Genomic DNA, 23021 nt, shown 5'->3' with positions numbered 1-23021 from the left:
GACCGAAAAACAACTGGCCGCCATATGGCAGGAGGTACTCGGAAGGGAAAAAATAGGAATAAAGGACGACTTCTTCGAAATGGGGGGTCATAGCCTGAATGCTATCAAAGTAATAGCTCGCATCAATAAAACGCTTGATTCTGAAATTAATTTAAATACACTATTTGAGCATTCGACAATTTCTGAATTTGTTGAAAAAATATCATCAAGGAGCTCTTTTAACGAGAATATATTGGTTCCTGTACAAGAGAAAGGGAATCAAAAAGAAATATATCTCGCACCTCCTGTATCTGGCACAATTGATTGTTATATTCGATTAGCTAAGCAATTAGGAGAATTTCAACCTTTGTACGCTTTTCAAAGCCCAGGATTATATGGGAAACTACCGATTTCAAAATCTATTGAAAAAATGGCTTCTATATTTATAACAGAAATGCAAAAAATAAATCCAAATGGTCCTTATCGCCTTGGAGGGTATTCTTTTGGAGGAACGGTAGCCTACGAAATGGCATTACAGCTTCAAAAAAAAGGCTTTGAAGTAGAAGAACTAATAATATTTGACAAATCTCCTTTAAAAGTGAAAGCCCATAAGGTAAAAAATATAGATCAAGACCAAACCTTTAGAGAATTGATATATAATACTATAAATAAGGTATCTGATAAAGAATTTCATTTATCAGATTTATCGCTAGAAGGTAAATCCAGAAAAGAACTAATAGATTCTTTATGCAAATTTGCAAGAGATTCAAAATATAAAATGAATGAAGCCGAAATACGAAGAAGGTTTGAAATCAGATTCCGGAATCAAAATTACAAATACAAGTTTAAAAATGAAGAAAAACTAAATACAACCGTTGTTTTGTTTAGAGCCATGTATAAAGCCCCTTTCGAATTAACAAATAAGAGGAAAAAAGATAAAAAAAGTTTTACTAATGATTTGGATGACTATGGATGGAAACGGTTTACAAGTAAGGAGGTAATCGTTCACCCAATACCATGTAATCATAGCACAATTTTAGATAGTAATTATTTAGAACAAATTTCAAAACTAATATTGAAAAAAATATGCTAAATAATCAATAATATAATTTGCTTATCAGTTTTATCAATAAAAAGTGTAACAATTGTTATAACCAGTCTATCAAAAACCTTTGCTTAAAACTCCTAAGTTTAGTTTGTGATAAAACTCTTTGAGATGAAGAATACCTTAACATCTTTTAAAGACAAAATCTTTTTTAGAATAACCGATGAGACCATCAATAAGATCAGAAATTCATTTAACAACAAAAGAGTTATTTATTAAGGTAAAAAATGTGATTTTTAATTAGAGAATGTACAAACACTCTAATTTAAAGGAGAGAGAAAAGTTTAGTAGAGATATAACAGATTGCAATAGTAATTAAATTCCAATTTTTTCCAAGATTAAAATGCAATTATAAACTGCAAATAAGATTTATGAGCCTTAAAAAACAGATTAAAAAAATACCTTTATATGCCATTTTAGGAATCATGTCAGGATTAGCGGGCTTCATTTTTATTGTCTTAGTTAATAATGTCATTGGCCTATTAATAAAAGGGTCAATGCCAGAAGAAAATAACTTCATGTTATTATTCTCAATTGTTATTGTACTATTTTTTATTTCACGAAGATTACTTTCCCAAGGTATTATAGAGCTTTCACAACGTATATTTTGGAGTATTAGAGAAGATATTACCAGATTAATTATTAAGGCTCCCTATCTTATAGTTAGTGAACTAAAAGATGAAATTTATTCGTCACTAACGACGGATGTAAATAATATTACTAGTGCTTCCACTGTGTTAGTAGGTTTCTTTACTTCAATTGTTTTAGTTATTACCTGTTTTATCTATTTGGGATATTTGTCATTAGAACTTTTCTTCATCAGTCTTCTCTGTATTGGTATTGGTGCTTTAGTATTTTTCAAAAATGCAAAGATCAGTAATTCCCAATTCACCAAAGTTAGAAATTTAGAAAAAGATTTCATGAGGGGATTCAATAGCATACTTGAAGGAAATAAAGAAATTAAAATAAATAATAAAAAAGGAGATGATATACTTAATTTAAAGATATTGCCGCTAATTTTTGAAGGAGAAAAACGAAATGTGAATGCTTATGTTGGTTATTTAAATAGCCATCTGATTAGTCAGTTGCTTTTTTATGGTATAATAACAATCATTTTAGTGGTGATTAGTGATTATTTTTATATCGAACTAGGGACAACAGTAAGTTTTGTATTTGCCCTACTATATTTATTAGGGCCGATAGTTAATATTATGATTAGTATTCCTGTTTTAAATCGAGCACAAATTTCATACAATAAACTAAATTACATCAGGAATAAATTAAATACTCATGAGGGAATTAAAATTCAGAAGTTAAAAATTTTAAAAACCGACTATAGTTTTGAAATATTAAAATTTAGAGATTATCAATATTCCTACCCAGATGGATTATTCTCAGTAGGTCCAATAAACTTTGTTTTAAAATCTAATGAAATTGTCTTCATATATGGTGGTAATGGTTCTGGAAAAACTACATTCATCAATATGATTCTTGCTCTTCAGGTTCCTCAAAAAGGTATTTTAACGATTGACAATAAAAAAGTAGACGTTGATAAAATCAAGCTAACTCGTGATTTGTTTTCCCCCGTATTCAGTGACTTCTACTTATTTGAAGAGTTTTATGGAATCGTGAATATTGACAAAAAAAAGGTTCGGCGATTATTGAAATTATTTGAAATAGAGCATAAAGTATCATTAGACAACAATAAATTGTCAACTACCGACCTTTCAACCGGACAACGAAAAAGACTGGCGCTGATTGCAGCCATAATGGAAGGTCGTCCCATTCTGATCTTAGATGAATGGGCTGCAGACCAAGATCCAGATTTTAAAAAGAGATTCTATACCGAAATTATTCATAGGATAGTAAAAGAAGAAAATAAAACAATAATTGCCATTACCCATGATGATCATTATTACAAGGAGGCTGATAGGATTTATAAAATGGATTATGGGAAATTAGAAACTATATATAAAACCAACATTAAATAATGAGAATATTTAAACTTTCAGCTGTCCTATTAACATCTTTGCTATGGATATTCATCACAAATTATAAATTCTTTCCAATAAACAGTTTAGGTAATATGTTAACATATAAATCAGGACTTTTAGCACTTAAAGATCCAGACAAAACTCTATCTAAAGTCAATGTCGGAAAGGATTTGGTAATAAAAATTGATACATTCGGAATCCCCTATATATATTCGAATGAAGATAATGATTTAGCCTATGGGCTGGGATTTATGCACGCTAAAGACCGTTATTTTCAAATGGAGCTTATGTCAAGGGTAGTTAAAGGAGAATTATCCTCAATATTGGGAGAGCGTGTAGTTAGTTCTGATAAGTTTTGGAAACCATATGAATTCAATAAAAAATCGAAAGAAATATTAGAAGAGTACAAAACAGAATCTCCTGCATTTTATTCTTATTTAATTAGTTATTGTGAAGGGGTCAACGAATATTTGAACAATAATGAGATTGATGACCCACTTTACAAAATTTTTGGTTTAAAACCAGCGAAGTGGAAACCGGAATATTCCCTTTTAACAACTTGGTATATGAGTAAGAATTTAGCGTATTTCGATTATCATATTGCACATCAAGAACTACTGGATAATTTACCAAAAGAAATCTTTGATATCCTATACCCTCAGCGATTTGATGATTTAGAAACGATTCTCCCTGCCAAAAAATTCAAAACTAATAAGTCAGGGCGGCAATCTTTTAAGAATAGATCAATTAATGAAGTACGTCATTTCTCTTCAAATTTCAATACGGATATCGGAAGTAACAATTGGGTGATAAACAGTAAGAAATCAAAAGGAATGGCTCCATTAATAGTTAACGATCCACATTTATCCCTTACATTACCCGGAGCTTTTTATGAGGCAAGCATTATTGGCAAAAACTTAAAAGCATATGGCTTTTCCATCCCTGGGGTTCCATTGATTATTAGTGGTCATAACGATAATATTTCTTGGGGGATTACGAATGGAGAATGGGATTTGACAGACCGCTATCTGTTAACTACAAAAAAAGATAGTTTATATTTATTTAATGGAAATTGGGTTCCTTTCCAAGAAAAACAATACCGTATAGAGGTTAGAGGAAAGGAAGATGAGAAGATAATTGTTAAAAGGACCGTTCATGGTAAAGTCATAAAAAAAGATAGCAACTATTATGCTCAAAAATGGTATCCGTCAGAAAAAAGCTATTCTACAAAAGCGCTTTTTGATGTAATGCAAGCCAAAAAATATAGTGAGTTTAAAAATGCCTTAAGTACCTACGACTACCCTCCCCAAAACTTCATTTATGCTGACATAAATGATACTATTGGAATTGTTTGTGCCGGGAAACTCCCTAAAAGACCCCTCGGTTTTAATGGAGGGTTACTAGATGGAACAAGAGAACCTTTCAAAGAAGAGTTCGTCTCTACTCAATGGGAAACAAGCAATCCGAAAAAAAACTACCTTTTTTCAGCAAATCAATTACCCGTTCAAAATGATTATTATTTCGGTGCTCATTGGAATAAAGATGATTATAGGGTATCGCATATAGATAGTTTATTGAATAAAAAAGATTTATTGAATACAAGGGATATGAAATTAATGCAACTCGATAAAGTTGACATTTCGTTCTTTCATTTAAAAAAAGTGTTTGAGGATTACTCCTTTGACGAAAAATATGCTTATTTAAAAAAAATGTTATCTAATTGGAATGGTAATATGAAAAGTAACTCGAAAGAAGCGTTCATATACGAAATATTTAGGAGGAGTACTATTAAAGAAGCACGGCGTTACGCAAATGAGGAACTTAAAGTACAAAAAGCTCCTTCCATGAAATCGTTTTTGAACTATTTGAGTAGTGATATTTGCAATGAGGGAAAATTTTGTGCAAAGAAAGATATATTGGTTAATATTATAAAAAGAGTAGATTCTACAGTTACATTAGAAAACGAAAAGGGCAATAAGGAACAACAATATAACCACAATATTTTTATTAAGAACATTTCCATGTTACCCGGATTTGGGTATGATTTACCTAATCCAGGAGGAAACAAAAATACTATTAATGTGAATTCTTATGCGCATCCCGTATTTAGATCAATTTATGAAATGAAAAAAGGTAGTATAGAAGGACATACGATTATGGCAGGAGGTCAAAGTGGAAAAATGAACTCTGCCAACTATTCTAATCAAATTAATGATTGGAGAGATGGAAAATATAAAAAGACTCAGTTCAAAGAAAATCCAAAAAAATTAAAAAACATTTCTACCACTCTAAGCTTCAATTAATGAGAAATATTAAATATACATTACCATTTATAACTGCACTATTCCCTCAAGTTTTATTTGAAAACTATACATTTATCTTGGTTTGTACAATAGTAATTGGTTTTATAGGGGGATGGTTTTTAACTGATAGAAATGTTTTCTTAAAAATGATAATTTCGCAGTTGATATTTTTTGGAATATTATTTTATACTGCAAACAAAAACATTAGTTATCTGGATCACGTTGTTGAAAATTTAGGATTGTCGACTTTTCTAATAGATGTTACATTTATCTTGTTTAACACACTAAATATTTCACTTCTGTTTTTATTTGGTTTCAAATTTCAAAAATTAATTCTCAATAATTTTTCTTCTTAAAATTTGACTATGAAAATTATTGCTTTTCCATACGCCGGAGGAAATAAATATTCTTATGATTTTTTAAAACCTTATTTAAAGAAAAAAATGGTTTTGGAGGTATTTGAAAATCCAGGGAGAGGAAAAAGAGTTTTGGAAAAGTCTTTAGATTCCATTGGCGCGATAATTGACGATTTATCGATAAGAGTTATACCTTCTATAAGGAAAAATGAACCTTATATTATGTATGGACATAGCATGGGGGCTTTAATTGCTTTTTTGATTTGCAAAAGAATACAAGAAAAAAGATTAAAATTGCCTTTAAAGCTTATTGTTTCAGGAAAAAAGGCTCCACACTCACCAAGGGAACAAAAAATAAGTAGTTATCCAAGTGCGCAATTTTGGGAAGAGTTGACCAGTTTAGGTGGTATTCCAAAAGAAGTTGACAATGAAATACAATTGAGGGATTTTTTTGAGCCCATAATTAAAGCCGATTTTAGAGCGATTGAAGAATATTCATTCAAAAAAAGTAGGCAATTAGACATTCCTATAGATGTTTTATACGGAAACGAAGAATTAAAAAATAAAAATGACTTCTTAGACTGGAATCGAGAAACTACCAATAAGGTGACCTTATATCCATTTGAAGGGAATCATTTTTTTATACATAAACATGCCCAAGATATTGCAAACCATCTTATTCGAGGATTATAAAGTTCAAAAAAAACATCTTTTGATACCCCAAGGAACTGTGCGTGTAGCCTTCCCTAAAAATGTAGCCTTCCCTCCTCAAAAGGATATGGGGATGCGCCAAAATCCAAGGCGTACCCTGGCAGCGGCAATCTCTTTCATACGCATGCGTAACAGTTTATCGCCGCACCGCCCCTTGGCCTTGTAGTAGAAAAAACACTCTTATTCAGTGGGGGATGTTCATCTTTCTTAAAGAGCTTAAAGGAGGAATGGGTGTACCATCAAAATTATAGCTTCAGTTCCGAAGCTGAACTATCGATATTACAGTGGATAGAGACCTGGTATAATAGAAGGAGGATACACTCGACACTGAACAATAAAACAATAGAGGAATTTGAAAACGAAATGTATAACCAAAAATCAGCGGTATGACTCTTATCTAAATGTCCACTTTTTTGTTGCAAGTCCACATTGAACTTCTTGGCCAGTTGGGACAGCGTATAACTTCCCTTAACGGCCTCAATGGCAATGTTCGCCTTGAACTGCGGTCTGAATTTTCTGGGTTTTTCTTTCATAACCACGGTTAAATTTAAACTTTCATTTTTTAACCAAGCCATTGGTCCAGTTTTTAGGGAGTATTACACCAGCCGCGTTTGGCCATTCAGTAATTTTACATTATTTTTAGAATGAGAATGAAACACTAGACTAAGTTTAATTGACCCTATTTATCTCCTATTCTTTTGGGTTTGAAGTAAATTTTCAATTTCATTTAAATGTTTAAGCAACCACAAAATTAGGAGCCTGTTTAAGTTTTGTTCTTGAAATTTAGTAAGTGTACTTTTTTCCAAGTACGAGCCTAAAAAGCAGACTTTGGCAGGACCAAATAAGCATTTTTGAAACAATGAGTGGCGAAAAATAATCAAAAGAAAACAAAAGGATAATACTTGAACAGGCTCTTGGTCTTCCAAAACATTAATGAAAAAATCGATGAAAAACTGCATATTCTTATCATTTGATGATATCTTTTTTAAATATGCCAAGGTATGTCTCAATAGTTTGAAACGAAATTATCCAGATCATCCTATGGTTTTGGTATATTATGAAGGTTCCGATTCCCAGGTATTCTCTTTTATTAATGATTTGGAAAAGGTTGATTTACTTGATATTGCCTATCCTTCAGAAAAATTCAAAAATTTGAATTTAGGGGTAATCGGGTCAATCATGACTTATAGCAGGTTTTTACTATGGGAAGAGTATTTTAATCGATTTGATACTATAGTTTATTTGGATTGTGACACAGTAATTCTAAAACCCTTTCCAGAACTTTTTAAGCACAACCACCTTTTTGCTGTCTCTGACTTTTCCAATACAAAGGCCTTTAATACTGAATTGGATACATATGATTTAAAAAAATTAACCTTAGAAGACGGAATAGATTTGGGTCAAATAAATATGATTAATGCTGGTGTTTTGGCAATTCCTAAATCCTATAGGAAAAAAGAACATTTTAGTCAAATTTGGTCATTAACCAAAAGATATAATAAGTATGCCAATCACTCGGATCAAAGTATTCTCACTTTGTGGATCCTTCTAAATAAAATGCCAATTTCTAACGAATGCAAATATAATTTTCAGATTGGTTTTATCACCAGATCAATGTTCAATGAAATTAATGTGAAAGACATTAAAATACTTCATTATGCGTTTTGGAAGCCAGAAAAAAATATTGACTTTTTAAAAGAGAAAATATTATTGGCTAATAAGTTCATTAACAATGCAATTTTAGAATTTGAAAGGTTTTCTTAAAAGTGTTTTTTGCACGCCAATTAAGCAATTTCTATTAATCTATTTAAGGAATGTAGCTACTTGGTTCTTTATGTCGCCTTACGCTTTTTGAAGCCTTAACCTTTTTAGGACGTCGCTAAATTTGTAGCCTTCCATAAAAATGCCGTAAGGGGGATGGATACGTTGGTAAGCAAGAAGGACGGCATTCTCCACCAGTGCTTGTCCTGTGGCGAATAGCCCTTAGCGAGGTTGATTACGCAGTTGTAATGGCGTGCAAAGTGCTTGAAGCCGCGGTTGATTTGCGCTCCGTACCTGCTGGATCTTGTGACCGCCGACCTCAGGTTGACCGACACGATGGCCTTGGGTACGCCCCCATAAAAATGAAAGTCGTTGTTGCAGCAAGGGATCAGGTCTTCGCGCCTTTGGCTGTTACAGGCATCCACAAAGGTATACTGGCTATTGGGCAGTATCACTACGAATACCTCTACGGAGCTACTTCCCCCGTGCCCTTTTTCCACAATGTGCAGTTTCTTTCCCGTATAGTCAATGAACATTTCTTTCCCAGCCTCGGGCTCCAGTTTCATAAAACCGTTTATCTTCGAGTACTTGCGTCGGTAATGCTCCATGAACAGGGTATACTCATAGGGCTCCTTTGTCACTTGGATATATTCGTTATAATGATGGAGAAAAGTGAAACCGGGATGGTTGCGCGCCTTATTCATCCCCTCGAAATAGCGAATCAGGCCAGCGTAGCGATCGTTGGCGATAGTAGTATGGGAGGTGAAAAGCACCTCTAAACGGGCATTGTCAAAAGTGAGTAGCTCCTTAAAGGTATGACCACTAGCCTTGAACAGACCCATATACGTATTTACCGTTTTACAGGAGATGCCCAGGGCGGTACCTATACTACGGTTGCTGTAACCGTCCAGATGTAAAGTCATAATTTGTTTTAGATCCATTGGATCAAGGGTGTTGGCCATATCGTGCTTTTGCGTTAGCGCGATAAGGTAATTACTTGATTTCCCAAAGCGACAAAAATCGATACGCTTTAATCATAACACAAAATCAACTGGTACAAATCGAACCGAGAATAGTGGCACGGTTCGGACCGAAATCAACGGCACAAAGACTCCGAAATCGTTAGCACAAAACGAACGTGGCCGTTGCACCACTCCGATAAATATCAATTTTTGCTTTTCCAATGTGCGGAAATCCGTAAATCAATGGTATGCAAGGCAGAAATAACTATACCGAAAAACTCTTCCTAAGTTTCCAGTTATCGTACCATGTTCCAGAGGAAAATCTTTACGGAAAACTGCTCGAAACGCTTGACCTAGGATTTCTTCATAAGGATACGAAAGAACACTATGACAAGACCGGCAACCCTTCTATATCGACCCCGTGGTCTTTTCCAAGCTGTTAATCACTGGATACCTAGAGAACATTACCTCTGACCGAAAACTGGTGGAATATTGCTGCATGCGAATGGACGTGCTCTACTTTCTAGGTTACGACCTCCTGGACGAGCAGCTACCATGGCATTCAACGATAAGCTGGACGAGACAACTTTACCCGGAATCCCTTTTTGTGACCTTATTCAATAAGGTATTCACCCTGTGCATCCACAGCGGCATGGTATCCGGACCTACACAGGCGGTAGACTGGGCCCCGATAAAGGCGAACGTGTCCATGAAAAGCGTAGTCCTGAAAATGCCTGCCACCCCGATGGAGAGTCACTTGAAGAAAGTGTCGGATGAAAATCAGGAAACTACCAAAAAGCAAGTGGGAACAGCATCCCTCGCACGGATCTTCGCTCCCGAACATGAGCTGAAGCGCGGGGAGAAGTACCACCAAAACCCAAGGGACAGTCCGGTATACCTGGTCAGAGCGTCGCATAAGTAGGCACGCCTGCTCAGCAACAAACACACCATAGCCCCAGTGACCCGGATGCCCTTATATCGGTGAAACCGGACAAGGCAAGAAAGCTCAAACATTGCAGTGTGGCGGTTTGCCCCTACAATAAGGAAAAGAACGAATATAGTTGTCTGATTGACAGGCCCCTGCTCGCGGATATGATTCTTCGTCACTCCGAAATAGCCAAATGGTGACAACCGTGGCTCATGGTCTTGAGCAAACTAAGTTTTAACCTGAGTTTATATGTAAAAACCAAGTTATTTTCTAAAATCTTAAAAGTAAAGACACGATGGTGCTTATAGGTTGTTTAAATATTTTAACATAAACCTATTTCCCAGACTTCTATCAACAGACTATTTCCGCTGCATTTTTGTATTATGAAAGTAGGAAGGGAGCCGTAAACTCGATTAGACAGACTTTTCTCAAAAGAGAGTGCTGTAACTCACGTGAACGGCCATCCCAACTAAAAAAGGTTATAGGTTTTGATAGGGTTGCTGGTTTTTCCAGACATACAGTACCCTGTTGTTTAATTTCTTGGCTATCCTTATGATCGCCTTATTTGATTTCGTAGCCTTTGAAAGTCCGTTGTAGGCTAACATCATGGTAGGGTCAATTTTGGCCGACCCCTAAGCTGCCTGTATCAAAATCGGTCTTAAAAAGGAATTATGCCGCTTTATGATCCCCGTGTCCTCAGAAGCATATACACTCGGGGTCAGTCCCAGAAAACTATGCATCAGGCCCACTGTCCCAAAACGTTCCATATCTACTAATTCAACGATTAAGATCTTTGCCTCCAATAGACCAATTCCTGGTATACTACGTAATAGATCTACCATCTTTTTATATTTCCGATTGGCCAGAACAACAATCTGTTTTTCAATCCGCTTTTTTTGTATTCGATACTTTCCAGTTCTTCTAATTGTGTGTTTACAAGTACTTGGCCCGAACCCTCGAACAATTTGCCGCGCAACCAACGACGAAATCCTGTGCTCCAATAAGGCCTGTCCATTTCTTGAGGGATAACAACCCCAAAAAAGTTAAATTGTGATTTGATCCGGCTTTTCATCTTTTAATATCCACCTATGATTTTTGACGGGTCCTGATCAGCAAAAAATCTTCCAGTGGGTCCTTTTTGGCAAAATAAATACCTTTTAAATTCCCGCTCTCCAATTCTTTGGCAATCTTTCTGACATCCCGTTTATCACTTTTCTGTTTCTTTTCTTTGTCCGAAGTTGGAATATCCGAAGGGTTCACCTCCAAGTTATTGACCCCGTACCACTTTAACTCCCGGTCAATCCAAAAGCCACAGAAACCAGCTTCATAAGAACTATAATAATCAGGACCGGGAAAGTATCTGCAGAGGTAATTTACCAAAACTTCAGGCCTTGGTGGTTGAGAGAATACTTTGTGTTCCAATTGTCCTACTAGAATACAGACACCCCAATTTTTCTTATGTACATCGATACCAACATAGATGGATTGTCCCGTAAAGTCCATTTTTTCCGTAAATTGTAATATTTTCATAGTCGAGAGATGTTTTAGGTTAAACTCTTCCAACAATTAAACTTAAAGAAAATATCTCTCGACTTTCAACCGTTTAAACATACAAACTCGATTAATAATACAGTATAAAAACATTTCAAAAAAAGATGAGATTTTAGTCATTTAAAGTACTGACATACAATTAAATAAACTAAAAACCCACCTGTGATAGACAACGTTGAAATTCCGGAAATTTTCTGTCTTTTCGAAAATTCTGCAAGGAATATGACCTTTTTTGTCGAGAATAATCTGTTGGACAACCCCTCCAAACGCCCGCCCGTTATGACCAAGACCGAGGTGATAACGATAACATTGCTTTTCGACCTTTGGAGCTACCGCACCTTCAAGAATTTTAACCTTGACAGGGTCAAACTGAACATGAAGGGCGATTCCCCCATGACGGTCTCCTACAACAGCTTCACGGAACATATGGGACGATGCCTGATGCCCATGACCCTTTTTTTGAAGACTTGCGGCTTGTGCGAGCGCACGGGAATCTCCTTCGTGGATACCGCCCCTATAAGGGTCTGCAAGAACAAACGCATCAATAGGAACAGGGTCTTCGACGGTACGGCCGCCACCGGGAAGTCCACAATGGGATGTTTCCACGGCTTCAGGCTGTAAATCATAATAAACGAATTGGGCGAAATTCTGGACTTCTCCATCACACAGGGAAACGTTGACGACCGTGACCCTTTGAAACAGGGGAACTTCCTGAAAAAGATCTTCAGTTAGCTATATTCCGACAAGGGCTACATCGGAAAGGAACTCATGGGGACCCTTTTCGTCGACGGATACACCTCGTGACCCTAATAAGGAACAATATGAAGAATTGCCTGATGACAGTAAGCGACAAGGCACTTTTGAGAAAGCGTTCCCTTATCGAGACGGTGAACTACGTACTGGAGAACGAATGCCAAGTGGAGTATTCAAGACATAGAAGCCTTATCAATTTCATCGTGAACCTTGTATCGGGCCTTGTGGCGTACTGTTTCCTTCCTAAAAAGCCATCGCTCAAATTCGGTCTGGTAAGAACCGTTCAGCTCTGTCTTTTTTATTCAAACTCAATTTTTTTAAGTTGTTTCTCAAATTTAATATATATAACTTACGACACTGAAAATTATTCTTACATGAAATCCTCTTTTTTCGTATTCTTATTTATGTTATCATTCTACGTTGTATTTTCCCAAAAAACTAAAGTTCAAGGAAAAGTACTGGATGAGTTTAACTCCACATTACCCTATGCAAGTGTAGTTTTTAAAAGTGATACTTTAGAAGATAAGGTTTTTGGGGTTTTGAGCGATGAAGATGGTGTGTTCTCAATCGAACTGACCAAGGATTCATATACCATAGAGATAACTATTGTAGGCCTTCAGTCAACAGTTCTAACTGCTGATCTTAGTAGTGTTGGTAAAACACACGATTTCGGCGAAATCGTTTTAAAGTCAGTTTCATTGGACGAAGTTGTCATAAAGAATAGAAATAGTGCATATAAGCTTAATCTTGACAAGAAAATATACAATGTAACCCGCGACCTTTTTTCCAAAGGTGGTACTCTCTCCGATGTGATTCAGAATGTTCCATCTATTCAAACCGATGCCACAGGTACCTTAAGCTTAAGAGGTAGTTCCGATATTATAATCCTTCTTAATGGGAAACCAAGTGGACTTACATCTTCCGGCGATCTCTTAAGATCAATACCGGCTAGCAGCATCGATAAAATTGAAGTTATTACTAATCCAAGTGGAAAATATGTTGCGCAAGGTTCTTCAGGAATAATCAATATTATAATGAAAAAAGGGAAAGACAAACCGCTTAATGGCAGTGTGGAGATTTTTGGGGGATATCGTCTAAACGCAGGGAGCAACTTAAACTTTAGTGGTTCGAACAAAACAAGTAATTGGTTTATCAATACCGGAATTGGTTATTCAGAGCCTATCGGCAAGAATAGTGTGAGTTTGAATAATTTTAATGCAGTACCTGATTTTACTTTTCAGAATTCAGACCGCATTCGAAAACAGTTGTACGGCCTAATCAACATTGGTGGCTCATACGATATTTCCGAAAATCAAACACTCTCAGGGTCGATAACCTATCGCAAGGCAAGTGCTAATAATGACAATTACATTTATTATAATGACTTTGAGGACCAATCGTTATTTGAAAGTTCAGAACGTTTGGAAGATGAAACAGAGAAGAACGATTTCTTTCAAGGAGATTTGAACTATGCTATTCCTTTGGATACCATTGGACAGGTAATTAATTTTGGAATTAACGGGCAATTCACCAAAAGTGACGAGAATTCTGAAATAACGGAGAATTCCACTTTTCCTGAAATAGCATTCTTAAATAGGGATAGAACGATTAGGAATGAAAAGAACCGCAGACTTATGCTTTCAGGGGATTACGAGCTTCCTATCAAGGGAAATCATAAAATAGAATTTGGTTATCTTGGCTCTTTTAGAAAAGTGGAGAACGTCTTTGATGTAGTTACCGGAGTAGGTGCTGAATTTGTTCCTATTCCCGAATTTACAAACAATACAGAATTTCAAGAAACTATAAATGGCTTCTACATACAATTCGGCAAAAAATATGAAAAGATAGCCTATCAATTATCGTTACGTTCAGAACTCACCGATATAAAATTGAACTCAGAGAACGAAACTATTGAAATTGATAAGAATTTTACAGATTGGTTTCCGTCTGCTTTTATAAACTACAACCCCAATAATGATGAGGAGTATCGCCTTTCTTTTTCAAGGCGTATTCGAAGGCCTTCAAACTTTATATATTTACCTTTTTCGAGCTATACCGACGAAAGGAATATCTTTGTCGGCAATCCAGATATAAATCCTTCTTATACATATGGAGGAGAGCTTGGATACTCTTATAAAATTTCCAGTTCATTAAGCATAACACCAACTTTATATTCTAGGCATACGGAAGATGAAGTTGAATTCTTTGTCGAAAGACAGATTATTACCATAAATGGTGAGCCACGTGAAGTATTTGCCTCTACTCTTACCAATATTGGAACCTATACTACATATGGCCTTGAACTTGGAATTTCCTGTAAGCCTACAAATTGGTGGGATATTTATTTTGAAAGTACTTTTAATGGCTTTACCCAAATCGGGAACGTTAGGGGTGCCAGCTTCGATGGCAAGGGGATATTGATTTATGGCCGTTTAAATCATACTATTAACCTATCGGAAACATTAAAACTCCAATGGCAAAATAACTATAGAGGTCCGATCGAGACTGGTCAATATCAAAGAAAAGCAATTTACTCAATGAATTTGGGACTGAACTATGACATATTTAAGGGCAATGGTTCTTTAACAATTAATATTATAGATGTACTCAATTCCAATATTCGGAAGGTTACCACTTTCGGGAGCGATTTTACTCGTGATTTGGAGTTGCAGCGAAGAGTGCGTCAAATAAATTTATCCTTAAGCTATCGTTTTAATCCAAAATCAAAAACCAAACAAGGAAATCAATACGATAAGAATGAGATCATAAATTAATTTATTATGTTAGAAAATTCTAATTTTAAGCTGTTCTATTTTAGGAACGGCTACAAATCAGGGCCTTAATATATATTTGATCGAGCCTATAATAACTTTGAGGGGTGCTGTATAAAATCCATCAAGTGGAAACACAGATTGCCCCGAAACGTGCTTTCAGATCTGAGGATCGGGTTGACTGGATTTTACCCAAAGCAGTACTGTCCTGAGCCACTGCGGCTTGTTAGATTCTGGGATGAACTACAACAACGAGAGTTTGTGTTTTTGACCAATACTACTCATATCTCAGTCCTGCAGGTTACTGAACTTTATAAGAACCGAGGCAGGTAGAGCTGTTCTTCAAATAGCTGAAACAACACCTAAAGTGCAATTGGCTTCGTTTATTTAAACTTTGGTGATATTTGTTTAATACTATATCATTTAGCACTTTCCAATTTTTCGATTTTCTCTTTTGCCATAGGATTATGGCTTATTTCTAGTGCCATTTTGAATTGTTTAATTGCATTAATTGTATCAGATTGAGATAAGTAATAATCTCCCATGGCATCTAAAGGCTCGGGGCTATTTGGATAATTTTCAATATTCATATTAAATAACGCATATGATTTTTCAGGCATATCATTATATAAGAAGCTATTTCCGTATGAATTAATAAGTTCTTCTGGAGGGATTACTTTATATCCGAAATGGTTCGAAATGTTTTCATAATGAGAACTAATCAAATTGGTCAAGTCTTGAGTTGTTAAAGTAGATTTGGCTGAAAAAAAATCACTAATCCCATTTAGTTCATACCAAGGAAAAAAAAAACGTAACGCATCATACTCTGTGATAAGCGGTACACTACCATGGTCATCATTTTCATAGTATTTCCAAGCAAACTTCAAACCATTTGTTTCTTTTGCTTCAAGGTCATTTACAAATTGTAAAATAGATTTGAGATGAACGGTTAAAATTGTGGGGGTTATGGTATCACTTTGGATTTTTTCAATAGTCATGCCAGCTTCTAATGTATTTGCTACCCCTACGTACAATGCTTTTCCTTGAAATTTATTTGCCGACAAGAGAGAATCGGCAACATTCAAAAACGCTTGATTATCCCACCATAGACTTGGGTCTATTGCAACATAATTATTAAAAAGGTGTTGTCTGTTCACTAGTGCGTTAATAACGCTTAAACCCCCAAAAGAATGACCAACAAAGGTTCTATAATTAGATACTGGATACGTTTTTTCTATATGCGGAATCAATTCATACTCCATGAAGTCAAGAAACTTGTTGCCTCCACCTGACAAATATGGAATACTATCGCCTGATATGAAATCAACATCCACATGCGAAGGAGTTAAATCCAATGATCTATTTGTATTCGGGATAGCAACAATAATCATTTCAGGTACTAGCATATTTCCATTTGCAGTACTTAATTGTCTGATCATTCCTGTCATAGAATAAAAATGTCTTGGTCCATCTAATAAATATAAAACAGGGTATTTCATTTTATTTGGTGAGCTTTCTTTTGCACTTTCTGGAATATATACCCATACTTCACGTGATTCATCTAATATGCCTGAATAAAGACTGTCGATCTGACCAATCACTATTTGATTTGCCGGTTTTTCAAGAGTTCTATTACTCTCTTTTTGCTGGCAATTTAAAAATGTGAATGCTGCTATTATAAGCACTAAATAATTTTTCATGGTGGCATTTGTTTAATATCGATTCTCACTACAATTATCATCGTTTTTTGAACTTTATTTGAAAATAAAAGTTCATGACCTTATTGCTAGTAATACCTACATAATCTTATGAAATAAAGACCTAAGTATGTCAGGTAAACGTTATAAGATTTAATTAATTCATTTGAGTCAATATCTAATTCTTCAAATTGCAAAAGTCCAAAAGAAACTAAATTTTCAATATAGAGTTTCATCATATATTCAGGAATTTTAACCTCGTTGGCGAGTTCAAATGGGTCAAACAAGACATCATTAGAATAAATATTGAAATCTTCCTTTAGCTGTAGTATATCGTTTCTAACTTCCACAGCTTCTCCGCATTTAGCGTTAAAAGTTCTGTACATGTCATCAAGTAAATATATTTCTTCCGGAGAGAGTTTATTCAATAGTTCGATACAATTCTTATTGAAAAGTGCTTCAGAATTGTAGGAAGCTAAATTGGCAATCATGTTAGCCCATTTAGATTGAATTTTTTCATCTTCTTCCAATGAACTTAAATCGATTAGCGGAACCAAATATTTCAAGCTTATTGGCTTGGCGTTAATTTTATTCTTTTCCAGTAGTCCACTCGCCTTGCAAAATATTTCTGTTTGATTCTTAAATCTATAATACTTGATATGATCGGAAATAAAGAAACCTGTTTCTTTGAGCGATTCTCCAAAAAGTACTTTTAATAGTTTTTCACTTTTTGATATTATATCCTTGGGAATATCGATTAAACCCCTGAGGCTCGAAATTATTTCCATTCCATCTATTTTGATTAGTAAACGTTTATTGAACTTTCCACTAAGTTACTACTTCTGAATTATCATTTGTAGAAAAGGGGAAGGCTACATTTTTTGGGAAGGCTGCACGAGTATAAAGTAATTAACGGGGATTTTTCAATTTTCAGGTTGGATTTCAAAAACCAGCTTATAGATTCTATTGACCAAAATTAGGATATGCAGATAAGATTGGCCATGGGTTTATACTACTTACGTATGGGTTTTAGCTCCTTTTGTAGGTATAGGTGATGACAATATTCTGGCCGTCCTGAAAATCGTCCTGTTCGAGTACCAATCTGTTTTGCTTGAATTCAACGATTCGCATATCGTTTCGGTTATCGAAACGCAGGATTTCATTGTTGATCAGTTCGTATCTATCCTCTCCTAAATTATTGAATGCAGGTACTTCCCCACAGCTCAATCCGTTTTCGTTAATGGTATATACATTCTTTTCTCCTTCGTCCCTTGCCGAAAAGAACATTATGTCGTCTTTTAAACATTGGCGAATATCATTTGTATTACACAGATCGATGTTTACGGTTCCGTCTCCATTGATGTCCACGGCCGTATCCGACATAATCGCTTCATATTCCCACTGGCCATATAATGCTGCATTTCTATCTTCAATGGAAACGGCATCATCATCCGAATTGCACGAAAAAAACAAAAATAAGGAAAGGACAAGCAAAATAAGTGGGTTTACTTTCATCGGGACTGCATTATATCACTATGGATAGCGGATTAAATTCTATATCTGTAATGTTCACCTCAAATCCTTTAGATGTCGTCAGATAAATGGCCAATATAAGATACAGAAAAATACAAAACAAACTGCGCTGGGGGAAGGTAAATGCATGAAGGGCATTTTTCAGCCCTTCATGCTTTTGTGCGCGGTTCCGAGGGGGTTAAAAACCGGAGTTGAACGGATGGCCAGAGCGGACGAGCGAAGGTCATCCGCTAGGCCAACTTGAAGACGAAGGGTTTTTAACTTCCTCAGGAACGGGAATTGATTGTTAGAAAAGTCCACGGATGAAATTCTCACCCCTCCCCTCTTTAGTCTTACCCTTTTTGAAGGCTTCCCTCAAAAGGGTAAGTATTCATAGTTCTTTTGGAAAATTATTCTTTCTAGCTCCTTCATCGAAAGGGATTGACCATAAATCATCTATTATCGTGAAGACTCGTTCGTCATTATTTTGATCTAAAAGATATTATTCATCAATAGAAATCGCTGGCTCAAATATTTTAGGATTGATAGCTTTGGTTTCAAAAATAGAGAAGGCTTCCTTGTTTGGGAAGATGCTCAGAAATATAAAACAAAGGGAAGGGCTTGAATTGTTAGTTGCTTTTTATTTTTCTAAATATGTAGCCTTCCCTAAAAATGTAGCCTTCCCTAAAAATATGATCACTTTGGGGGGCTCTTGTTCCATTTATTCTAAATAAAAACCGTTGACCCTTCAATATAAATCATCTTTTATGTGAAATGATTCTTTGATAAAAATTTCAATTTCCTCCTTCAAGATGTTTGAACTCTATCTGCTAAAGGTGGTTCCATTAACGAACGGCTTGTACTAAAAGGTAGAAGAGAATTCAATTTCATCTTTTGTAGTCTTTGATGTATTTTTAGTTCATGTCGGCCTCTCACATATAGAATATGCGGATTGTCCAATAAATTAGGCACATAATCAAATATTGTAGTGAATAAGTATGGCTATGCCCCTACTGAGGCCCTGGATGTTCTCAGAAAGAGCTTTTTCAATGTATGGGGATTGAAGTAGTTAGGATAAAATTTGTTTTAGATGTAGAAGCCTTCCCTATCTACAAAAAAAGTTAATACAAATAGAAAAACCTAACATTCTTCAAATTATACAAGATCTTTACTAGTAATTGGATAACTCAATAATTCCGGCAGTAGGAGGATCGTTTTTACACTGGGGTTTGATTTTTAACAAATCACTTGACACTGCTGTCCACGATAAATGCAAAAAATAGCTTCATACATCGATTTTTTTTTTCGAAAGAATTAACTAAAACCATTGAAAACTTTCAATTAAGCATCTATTTTAAAGCAACTAAATCTTTAATCTCTGGATTAGTATATTTTAGAGATTTAGATTATTCCCCGATTCTTCTTCCTCGCCTTGTCAAGGAAGTTAATCTTACTCTGATCGACCGATTTGTCCAATTGGGTGTTCATGGAAAGCGATATATCATTTATACATTGAAGCATTCCCAAGTGAATGGGATTCGATGACATTTTGGTAGAATTATGCTCAATAAACATAGGCGATTTCAAATTTAGCTCCTTTAAAAAATATAAAAACTTCTTTTTCTTAAAATATTTTATCGCGTCCAATATTGAATACTCCGATTTTCTGACTCGACTAATTCTTTCTAATCTTCTTTTCTTTATATCCTTAATCACTGTATCCTTATTTACCGACTTTTTCAAATTTGGAAACTCTTCTACGTTATAGAGTATCGAAAGCTCTGACTTGGCAACAGAAAAGACTTCACTGTCATATTTCTCTTTAACATGCAGCTGCTACTTCAAAAAAGGCCTTTTGATACCTTTTTCCTTTGACTTTGTTCTTACGACGGACTATTTTGATTGCGGCCATTGGAATTGTTTTTTTGGATACTCACAAACTACGAAATTTATTTTATAATGGGTACGGAATAGGTACAATAAGTAGGTTTTTATTAGTCCTTATTAGTCTCAAATTATATACCCTTAGTGGCAAGTATTTGATTTTAAATTACATATAATGGAAATATGCCATATTGACCCCATGGCTCATAACCCCGAAGATTCATTTTCAGTCTTCGTTTTTTCTAATTACTAGGTGCCTTATTTTGAGTATATTTGTTAAAACCGAACAAATAACGAACTAATTATACTTAGGTCATTTATAAATTACTGAAAATATTAAAACTAAATTAGTTATGACGATGTACAGAACGTGTATCACTCTATGCAAGAGTAGCCTCATTACACATAAAATATTAAAGGTCGCATTTGCGGCCTTTTTTAGTAGTAATATATAGAATAAATCTCTTTGCCCTAATATGCAAATTCATCAAACAACAATTCTCGCAAGGTATTAAGTGATGAGAGTTAAAATAGATTATTTCGTTCTGGCCATTATACTGGTCATAGTTCTAGCTTATTTCTTTCCTGCTTTAGGTTCCGGAAATGTGTTAACCGTTCTCAATACGATAAGTTCCGTTGGTATTGCACTTATCTTCTTTTTTTACGGACTTAAACTCAGTCCATCAAAATTAAAAGAAGGTTTGGGCAACCTGAAGTTGCATTTAATAATACAGTGCGCCACTTTTATTCTATTCCCCTTAGTGGTACTCCTATTTAGACCTTTAGTACATACCGAAGAGCAGCAAACCTTCTGGCTCGCCTTCTTTTTTCTGGCCGCCTTACCATCTACTGTGAGCTCTAGCGTGGTTATGGTCTCATTGGCAAAGGGCAACATTCCGGCAGCCATTTTTAATGCCAGTATATCTGGCATAATCGGTATTCTGGTCACTCCATTATGGATGGGGCTTTTTATAGACAATACAGAACTGGATTTTAACTTAACGGAAATTTACCTTAGTCTAGTAATTCAGGTACTTCTTCCCGTATTTGTTGGAATTGCTTTGCAACGGTTCTTTGGAGAAATTGTTCAAAAAAACTCAAATAAGATTGCCATTTTCGACAAGGCTATAATCCTTCTGATCATTTACAAAAGCTTTACCAAATCTTTTAATGACAACTTGTTCGGCAGTGTGTCAACCCTTGACCTAATGCTGATTTTCACCGGGGTACTTGTACTGTTTTTGTTGATTTACCTGATGATGAGACAAGTTTCTAAAGCACTAGGGTTTTCTATCGAAGACCGAGTTACAGCTCAATTTTGCGGCACCAAAAAGTCTTTGGTTCATGGTACCGTATTTTCCAAAATTTTATTCGGAAAAATGGCTATACAGGGCATTATTCTTCTACCAATAATGCTTTTTCACATCACCCAGATTATAATAATTAGTGCTATAGCTACCAAATACAAAAATAGATTTCAATAGCCATTTTAAGTCTCAAGAAAAATTTGGCAAGAATGGAGTGATCCAAGCATCTTTGAACACTTTTCACCAATAAAAAAGCGACCCACCCCTGGGTCGCTTTTTAACTACTAACTAAAAACCTAAAACAACCTAATAAATTATTTTATTGCGCAGCGCTATAAAAATATAGTGATGAAGCTTTTGACAAAGTACTGTTGGTCGATGGAGCGATATCACCACCCGCATTAGCATTTGAATACGTCAATACACGTCCTCCACCATTAGCAGCCTCAGCGATAAATACCGTATTGGAAACCGCATCATATTCTGCAGAAACCGGATTACCCAAGAAAGTACCAGAACCGGCAACCCTCACTTGGTTATTGGCCATGGCCATCGTACCACCATCTGCAACACTATTAAATTTTGAATCGAAATCGGCTACAATATGAAATGCACCATCAGAATCAGAAGCTGCATCACCCACATCGGTCAAGATCATAGTGCCATTATCATAGGCCAAACCATGTGTTCTTACGATACCTTCAATTGCCACTCTCTTTGAAGCACTCACAGTAGCATCAGCTGTATTTGAAGCAGTAAAGCTTGTAAACACGGCCAATTCGTTGGTCTTATCGACTACGGCATATAAATCATCACCTACAAATTCAATTCCCCAAAGGGCGAATTCAGTTGTAACCACATTTCTTAAAGAAATCTCGCCATTACTTCGTGTATATATAAAAAGGCGGCCATCAGCAGTATCTTCATTTCCGTCAACATCAGCATTATCGGCAACCACGATAATATCGTCTTTAACGGCGATATCCCTGGGACTTTCTAAATGTGCAGAACTGGAAACAGTTGCAGAAATCGTTGCATTTAAAACCAAACTAGAAATATCAGCGAATACATTCAATTGATTCGAAGATCTAGAAGCTTGAATAATTTCATCAGTATCATCGTAATAATAAATTCCTTCTGCTGCAGCAGAAGCAGTAGTCAGAGTACTCACCTCTCCGCTGACCATGTCATAAACCGTTACGTTACCATCACTATTGTTCGATGCAAATAATTTTGCAGATTCCATTACAGGCTCTTCCATATCATTTACGTCGTCATCATCGCTATCACATGAAACCATAAGTATTGAACCTAGGGCAACAATATATCCGAATTTCAAAAAATTTTTAATCATTGTATTGTGTTTTTATTTGCCCATATCTACGAAGGTTCACTGTGTAGGTTTTAAAAAATATGTTAAAAAAAAGAGCATTTTATCGAACCTCAG

Annotated in this window: 20 protein-coding genes and 2 pseudogenes; 13 read left to right on the top strand and 9 right to left on the bottom strand. The window is 35.4% G+C overall.

Annotated features, from left to right (window positions below; all coding sequences use genetic code 11):
* The 8 genes and pseudogenes from IV512_RS17210 to IV512_RS17175 form a co-directional block, all read left to right on the top strand.
* Positions 1-1072 (top strand): thioesterase domain-containing protein (locus tag IV512_RS17210; protein ID WP_245224907.1); only part of this gene is annotated, 1072 nt, incomplete at its 5' end.
* Between the two features lie 383 nt (positions 1073-1455).
* Positions 1456-3075 carry a cyclic peptide export ABC transporter gene (locus IV512_RS17205; RefSeq protein ID WP_209405590.1) on the top strand — a complete coding sequence of 540 codons (1620 nt, stop codon included), beginning with the start codon at positions 1456-1458 and terminating at the stop codon, positions 3073-3075.
* Between the two features lie 95 nt (positions 3076-3170).
* Complete coding sequence (locus tag IV512_RS17200; protein ID WP_209405588.1) at positions 3171-5381, top strand: penicillin acylase family protein; 2211 nt, start codon at positions 3171-3173, stop codon at positions 5379-5381.
* The gene (locus IV512_RS17195) at positions 5381-5737 is read left to right on the top strand and encodes a hypothetical protein (RefSeq protein WP_209405586.1); all 357 of its coding nucleotides are present in this window, start codon (positions 5381-5383) and stop codon (positions 5735-5737) included. Before IV512_RS17200 ends, IV512_RS17195 begins: the two co-directional genes overlap by 1 nt.
* A 9-nt stretch (positions 5738-5746) precedes the next feature.
* Positions 5747-6430, top strand: a complete 684-nt coding sequence (locus tag IV512_RS17190; protein ID WP_209405585.1) for a thioesterase II family protein — start codon at positions 5747-5749, stop codon at positions 6428-6430.
* Between the two features lie 19 nt (positions 6431-6449).
* Positions 6450-6614 (top strand): hypothetical protein, encoded by a 165-nt coding sequence (locus tag IV512_RS17185; RefSeq protein ID WP_209405583.1) that lies wholly within the window; start codon positions 6450-6452, stop codon positions 6612-6614.
* A 35-nt stretch (positions 6615-6649) separates the two neighbouring features.
* Positions 6650-6838, top strand: a pseudogene (locus IV512_RS17180) (IS3 family transposase); the annotation flags it as partial.
* A 543-nt stretch (positions 6839-7381) separates the two neighbouring features.
* Positions 7382-8212 (top strand): glycosyltransferase, encoded by an 831-nt coding sequence (locus IV512_RS17175; RefSeq protein WP_209405579.1) that lies wholly within the window; start codon positions 7382-7384, stop codon positions 8210-8212.
* 104 nt (positions 8213-8316) lie between these two features.
* Here IV512_RS17175 and IV512_RS17170 read toward each other — a convergent pair whose 3' ends face one another.
* Entirely contained in the window at positions 8317-9171 is an 855-nt protein-coding gene (locus tag IV512_RS17170; protein ID WP_209405577.1) for a LuxR C-terminal-related transcriptional regulator, read from the bottom strand.
* A gap of 248 nt (positions 9172-9419) precedes the next feature.
* On the opposite strand from IV512_RS17170, the gene IV512_RS17165 reads away from it, so the two are divergent.
* Positions 9420-9614, top strand: a complete 195-nt coding sequence (locus IV512_RS17165; RefSeq protein WP_209405575.1) for a hypothetical protein — start codon at positions 9420-9422, stop codon at positions 9612-9614.
* Positions 9593-10093, top strand: coding sequence for a transposase (locus IV512_RS20095; protein ID WP_209405573.1), 501 nt, complete (start codon positions 9593-9595; stop codon positions 10091-10093). Before IV512_RS17165 ends, IV512_RS20095 begins: the two co-directional genes overlap by 22 nt.
* A 638-nt stretch (positions 10094-10731) precedes the next feature.
* Here IV512_RS20095 and IV512_RS20090 read toward each other — a convergent pair.
* The 4 genes from IV512_RS20090 to IV512_RS20085 all read right to left on the bottom strand — a co-directional run bounded on the left by IV512_RS20090 (position 10732) and on the right by IV512_RS20085 (position 12256).
* On the bottom strand, positions 10732-10941 hold the full coding sequence (locus IV512_RS20090; protein ID WP_209405571.1) for a transposase: 210 nt from the start codon (positions 10939-10941) through the stop codon (positions 10732-10734).
* The gene (locus IV512_RS17150; protein WP_209405569.1) at positions 10935-11171 is read right to left on the bottom strand and encodes a hypothetical protein; all 237 of its coding nucleotides are present in this window, start codon (positions 11169-11171) and stop codon (positions 10935-10937) included. The genes IV512_RS20090 and IV512_RS17150 overlap by 7 nt, the downstream gene beginning before the upstream one ends.
* Before the next feature lie 14 nt (positions 11172-11185).
* Complete coding sequence (locus IV512_RS17145; RefSeq protein ID WP_209405567.1) at positions 11186-11629, bottom strand: hypothetical protein; 444 nt, start codon at positions 11627-11629, stop codon at positions 11186-11188.
* 141 nt (positions 11630-11770) lie between these two features.
* Entirely contained in the window at positions 11771-12256 is a 486-nt protein-coding gene (locus tag IV512_RS20085) for a hypothetical protein (protein WP_371743314.1), read from the bottom strand.
* Between IV512_RS20085 and IV512_RS20000 the strand changes: the two are divergent.
* Together IV512_RS20000 and IV512_RS19925 are read left to right on the top strand one after the other, a co-directional pair.
* Positions 12152-12382, top strand: a pseudogene (locus IV512_RS20000) (transposase). The gene IV512_RS20085 and the pseudogene IV512_RS20000 sit on opposite strands and share 105 nt — an antisense overlap.
* An 89-nt stretch (positions 12383-12471) precedes the next feature.
* Positions 12472-15177, top strand: a complete 2706-nt coding sequence (locus IV512_RS19925) for an outer membrane beta-barrel protein (protein WP_245224905.1) — start codon at positions 12472-12474, stop codon at positions 15175-15177.
* Between the two features lie 416 nt (positions 15178-15593).
* Here IV512_RS19925 and IV512_RS17120 read toward each other — a convergent pair whose 3' ends face one another.
* The 3 genes from IV512_RS17120 to IV512_RS17110 form a co-directional block, all read right to left on the bottom strand.
* Positions 15594-16874: an alpha/beta hydrolase-fold protein gene (locus tag IV512_RS17120; protein WP_209405565.1), complete on the bottom strand. Its 1281-nt coding sequence runs from the start codon at positions 16872-16874 to the stop codon at positions 15594-15596.
* A gap of 86 nt (positions 16875-16960) precedes the next feature.
* Positions 16961-17659: an Abi-alpha family protein gene (locus IV512_RS17115; RefSeq protein ID WP_209405563.1), complete on the bottom strand. Its 699-nt coding sequence runs from the start codon at positions 17657-17659 to the stop codon at positions 16961-16963.
* 241 nt (positions 17660-17900) lie between these two features.
* Positions 17901-18386: a hypothetical protein gene (locus IV512_RS17110; RefSeq protein WP_209405561.1), complete on the bottom strand. Its 486-nt coding sequence runs from the start codon at positions 18384-18386 to the stop codon at positions 17901-17903.
* Positions 18387-20785: 2399 nt separating this feature from the next.
* On the opposite strand from IV512_RS17110, the gene IV512_RS17105 reads away from it, so the two are divergent.
* Positions 20786-21751: a bile acid:sodium symporter family protein gene (locus tag IV512_RS17105; protein WP_209405559.1), complete on the top strand. Its 966-nt coding sequence runs from the start codon at positions 20786-20788 to the stop codon at positions 21749-21751.
* A 142-nt stretch (positions 21752-21893) separates the two neighbouring features.
* Here IV512_RS17105 and IV512_RS17100 read toward each other — a convergent pair whose 3' ends face one another.
* A complete protein-coding gene (locus IV512_RS17100; RefSeq protein ID WP_209405557.1) occupies positions 21894-22928 on the bottom strand; it encodes a hypothetical protein in 1035 nt (344 codons plus the stop codon).
* Positions 22929-23021 lie beyond the last annotated feature (93 nt).

Source organism: Pseudozobellia sp. WGM2, assembly GCF_017810075.1.
In the GTDB taxonomy this organism is placed as follows: Bacteria; Bacteroidota; Bacteroidia; order Flavobacteriales; family Flavobacteriaceae; genus JADNYK01.
The sequence above is the reverse complement of the archived record's forward strand: the minus strand, read 5'-3'. Positions and strand labels throughout refer to the sequence as shown.

Excerpts from the sequence above, each read along its gene's own strand:
- IV512_RS17120 (WP_209405565.1), bottom strand. The coding sequence starts at position 16,874 with ATGAAAAATTATTTAGTGCTTATAATAGCAGCATTCACATTTTTAAAT.
- IV512_RS17195 (WP_209405586.1), top strand. The coding sequence starts at position 5,381 with ATGAGAAATATTAAATATACATTACCATTTATAACTGCACTATTCCCT.
- IV512_RS17115 (WP_209405563.1), bottom strand. The coding sequence starts at position 17,659 with ATGGAAATAATTTCGAGCCTCAGGGGTTTAATCGATATTCCCAAGGAT.
- IV512_RS17170 (WP_209405577.1), bottom strand. The coding sequence starts at position 9,171 with ATGGCCAACACCCTTGATCCAATGGATCTAAAACAAATTATGACTTTA.
- IV512_RS17200 (WP_209405588.1), top strand. The coding sequence starts at position 3,171 with ATGTTAACATATAAATCAGGACTTTTAGCACTTAAAGATCCAGACAAA.
- IV512_RS17175 (WP_209405579.1), top strand. The coding sequence starts at position 7,382 with ATGAAAAAATCGATGAAAAACTGCATATTCTTATCATTTGATGATATC.
- IV512_RS17165 (WP_209405575.1), top strand. The coding sequence starts at position 9,420 with ATGCAAGGCAGAAATAACTATACCGAAAAACTCTTCCTAAGTTTCCAG.
- IV512_RS17150 (WP_209405569.1), bottom strand. The coding sequence starts at position 11,171 with ATGAAAAGCCGGATCAAATCACAATTTAACTTTTTTGGGGTTGTTATC.
- IV512_RS17100 (WP_209405557.1), bottom strand. The coding sequence starts at position 22,928 with ATGATTAAAAATTTTTTGAAATTCGGATATATTGTTGCCCTAGGTTCA.
- IV512_RS19925 (WP_245224905.1), top strand. The coding sequence starts at position 12,472 with ATGAAGAATTGCCTGATGACAGTAAGCGACAAGGCACTTTTGAGAAAG.
- IV512_RS20090 (WP_209405571.1), bottom strand. The coding sequence starts at position 10,941 with ATGGTAGATCTATTACGTAGTATACCAGGAATTGGTCTATTGGAGGCA.
- IV512_RS17190 (WP_209405585.1), top strand. The coding sequence starts at position 5,747 with ATGAAAATTATTGCTTTTCCATACGCCGGAGGAAATAAATATTCTTAT.
- IV512_RS17110 (WP_209405561.1), bottom strand. The coding sequence starts at position 18,386 with ATGAAAGTAAACCCACTTATTTTGCTTGTCCTTTCCTTATTTTTGTTT.
- IV512_RS17105 (WP_209405559.1), top strand. The coding sequence starts at position 20,786 with ATGAGAGTTAAAATAGATTATTTCGTTCTGGCCATTATACTGGTCATA.
- IV512_RS17205 (WP_209405590.1), top strand. The coding sequence starts at position 1,456 with ATGAGCCTTAAAAAACAGATTAAAAAAATACCTTTATATGCCATTTTA.
- IV512_RS17145 (WP_209405567.1), bottom strand. The coding sequence starts at position 11,629 with ATGAAAATATTACAATTTACGGAAAAAATGGACTTTACGGGACAATCC.